General features: G+C 70.6%; 4 protein-coding genes and 1 pseudogene. All 5 read right to left on the bottom strand.

From position 1 onward, the window contains the following. Positions 1–553 (bottom strand): pyridoxamine 5'-phosphate oxidase family protein (locus ACFWE2_RS25060; protein WP_377226921.1); only part of this gene is annotated, 553 nt, incomplete at its 3' end. 210 nt (positions 554–763) lie between these two features. Then, positions 764–1,015, bottom strand: a complete 252-nt coding sequence (locus ACFWE2_RS25065) for a hypothetical protein (protein ID WP_377226922.1) — start codon at positions 1,013–1,015, stop codon at positions 764–766. Between the two features lie 104 nt (positions 1,016–1,119). After that, complete coding sequence (locus tag ACFWE2_RS25070) at positions 1,120–2,040, bottom strand: hypothetical protein (RefSeq protein ID WP_377226923.1); 921 nt, start codon at positions 2,038–2,040, stop codon at positions 1,120–1,122. 57 nt (positions 2,041–2,097) lie between these two features. Then, positions 2,098–2,778, bottom strand: coding sequence for a glycosyltransferase (locus ACFWE2_RS25075; protein ID WP_377226924.1), 681 nt, complete (start codon positions 2,776–2,778; stop codon positions 2,098–2,100). Beyond that, positions 2,771–3,130: pseudogene (locus ACFWE2_RS25080) on the bottom strand (xylan 1,4-beta-xylosidase); the annotation flags it as partial. The gene ACFWE2_RS25075 and the pseudogene ACFWE2_RS25080, both read right to left, overlap by 8 nt.

A 3,130-nucleotide genomic window follows, 5' to 3' on the forward strand; every position in this document is an offset into this window, starting at 1 on the left:
GCAGTCCGAGCTGCCGATCACCTGACGTACTGCCGACCACTCGTGCCGGTCGCGGGACGTGCCGCGTGTGGCTGAACGTGCCCTTGCCGAAGGCCAGCACCTTGGTCGGCTCCACGGCGAACACGAGGGCGGGGCCGCCGACGTCGTTCAGGAACACGCCGTCACCCACCTCGTAGACCCACCGGCCGTCCCACTTGGTGCGCCAGGCCGCCGCGAGCCGCGCCAGCGTCTCCCGGTCGGTCACCCGGACGGCAGGTCCCTCGACCACGACGTCAACGCCCTCGTCCCAGGTGTCCCGGCCGGTGGTCAGCACGACGTTCGGGTTGACCGCGAGGTTGACGGCCTTCTGCTCCTCGGGCCCGGTCGTGAAGTGCAGCGCCCCGTCGAGCCAGACGGCGACCAGCGGTGAGACGTGCGGGCGCCCGTCGGCGCGCACCGTGGTCACCCAGGTCATCTGGGCGTTCTCGAGCACCTCCTGGGTGGCCTGCCAGCCGGTCGGCTCGGCCGCGGGGTCGCTGAACCGGGGGTCGATGGTGGTGATCGGGTCCTTCATGATCCTGCTCCTCGGTGTTGTGCAGAAGCGGCCCGACCGATGAGGAGCGCGAAACTCTTCGTTGTGGAGGGTTCAGCCAGACGTCAGGGACCGACTAGTCCGCCAACCCGCGCGGTCCGTACATGGTCACGGCGACGCCGACCAGGCAGATCAGCGCACCATGCGACGACGTTAATCCGCCGAGCGAGCTCAAGGGACCAGCCTCGGGACTCAGCCCGCGTCGAACCGCTCCTCGCCCTCCAGGTCCGGGTCGTCCTTGGGGTGCTCGCCGGGGATCGCCCGCTCCCCTGCCGGGTCCTCGGTCGTGCGGTCGAGGTCGTCGTCCTGCCCCGGCACGTCACGCGGTCCGGGATTGCTGCTGCCCTGCACGTCGTCGTCGGCGGAGACCGGGTCGGCGCGCGGTCCGGGATTGGCCTGCGGTGCCGGTGCGTCGTCGGTCCGGTAGTTCTCGTTCTCGGTCATGATGGGCTCCCTCCGGCTCGATGGTGCGGCGGCGTGACGTTGGTGACGACCCCGCGACCGCTCCTCGACCGTAAGGCGGCGCTGGTCCGCTCGCACCCGGCCCGCTACGGCGTCGTATCGCCGGGGACCTTCACGTCCTCCACCTGGGCACGCGCAGGCAGGCCGGTGTCCCAGAACTGGATGGTCTGCAGCGCCCAGAAGAGCGCGAAGATCAGCATCATCGCCGTCTCGACCACGAACAACGTCTGCGGGAACAGGTCCGGCAGGAACCGGTCGAGGACCGCCATGGTCGCCAGACCCACCACCAGCACGGCGGCCATCGACGCGGCGATCCAGCGGTACCAGACCCGGTACGCCCGGGCGGACATGCCCCGCAGCCGCTCGAGCGCCTGGGTCGTGACCGCGTGGTCCGAGCCGTTGATCCAGGCGACGGCCACGAGGCAGGCGAACAGCAGGACCGCCGCCGTGTAGTGCGCCGACTCCAGGAAGCTCGCGGGCCACACCAGCAGCCACACGCCCGTCGCTGCCCAGGTCAGCCAGGTGAGCCAGAGGTCCCAGCCCACACGCCCGCCCAGGTCCCGTCGTCGCGGCCAGGTCGCCAGCACCAGGACCACGCCGCCGACGAGGAGCAGCGTCCCCACGTTGTTGCCCACCCGCTCCGGCACGTCGAGGCAGTACGGCTCGTCGCCGCACATCGCGGCGTCGAGCGGCGTAGGGATCAGCGCCACGAGGATCGCGAACATGCCCGCGAAGTTGAGCAGCACCTCCTCGGCCCCGTGCCTGCCCTTGATCGCGATCAGACACGTGCCGATACCCACCAGCGTGCCGACGAAGATGCTCTGCACGGGCGAGTAGAAGTACGCGCTGATCGACGCGTGCCACCACTCCTCGCCGGAGTCGAGCCTCCCGTGGTCGGCGGCTATCTGCATCGTCAACGACACGAACAGCACCAGCACCCCCGCCACGATCGCTATCCGCAGATAGCGGTAGGTCAGTCGTGCCGGGTCCCCCTGCTTGATCACCATGCGCTCACTGTGGCGCACGTGCCACAGATCGAACAATGTTGCACCCGCGACGCCGGATCACGATCCGCCGGTGAACCGCTCCTCGACGTCGGCCAGCAGGGGGCGCGCGTTGCGCAGCACGAAGGCGAGCCACACCACCGCGACCAGGCCGAACAGCGCCTCGGTGGTCAGTACGATCACGCCCCCGGCGAGCACGAGCAAGGAGAGGTTCCCCAGCGTGACCAGCGGACGAGCCGCGAGGTAGTGGGCGGCGAGCCGTGCCGAGTCTCGCGCCCGGAAACCGAAGAACGAGACGATCACCAGCACGTTCACCGTCCACAGGAGCAGTCCCGCACCGATGACGAGGAGAACCGGCGCGTACCACGTGGGCACCCCGGACGCACCGAGGTTCGCCAGCGAGAACCCCAGGACACCGAGCACCACGAGCGCAGGGGTCCACACCCGGAGGACGTCGGCCCAGTTCAGGCGGTACCCCCGCCAGAAGGAGGACGCAGGGGCCAGTGCGTCGGCGGTGGCCCGGGCACGCAGCGCGAACAGCCCGGCCGACGCCGCCGGGCCCAGCGGCAGCAGGCACAGCACCACGAACGGGACGTTGCCCGGCGACCGGTCCAGCAGCGCGAGCGCGACCAGCCCGGGCAACGACGTCAGGACGAGCAGCAGCTCGACCACGAGATACCAGTAGATCGCGTTCGCCGCCCGCCCCATCGGGCCGTCGCCGAACTCCCGGCGCTCAGCCACGGCCCAGGATCCGGCCGTCGTCGAGCCAGGACGGGGTCTCGTCGCGTACGGCGTCAAGCGTCACCAGCGTGACGCCGTGCCGCCCGATGGTCAGGTCGAGGTCCACCCGGCCACCGTCGCCGACCGGCAGCGACTGCGCCAGGCGAGCGGGCTCGCTCGCCTCGTGCAGCACGTCGAGCTGTCTGCCCGACGGCGACACGGGCCGCCCCATCTCGCGCCAGGCCGCCCACGCGTTCCCGGCGGTCTCGTCGACGTCGTACCGCATGGCGAACACCCTCCCAGCCGCCGAAGTAGAGCGCCTGTCCGGCCGGTTCTCCGAAGTAGTCGCCTCGATGCCGGACAGGCGCTCTAC

The sequence above is a fragment of the Promicromonospora sp. NPDC060271 genome, assembly GCF_042726755.1.
In the GTDB taxonomy this organism is placed as follows: Bacteria; Actinomycetota; Actinomycetes; order Actinomycetales; family Cellulomonadaceae; genus Promicromonospora.

Bases quoted from the DNA above. Each gene is read 5' to 3' on its own strand.
- ACFWE2_RS25065 (WP_377226922.1), bottom strand. From the start codon at position 1,015: ATGACCGAGAACGAGAACTACCGGACCGACGACGCACCGGCACCGCAG.
- ACFWE2_RS25070 (WP_377226923.1), bottom strand. From the start codon at position 2,040: ATGGTGATCAAGCAGGGGGACCCGGCACGACTGACCTACCGCTATCTG.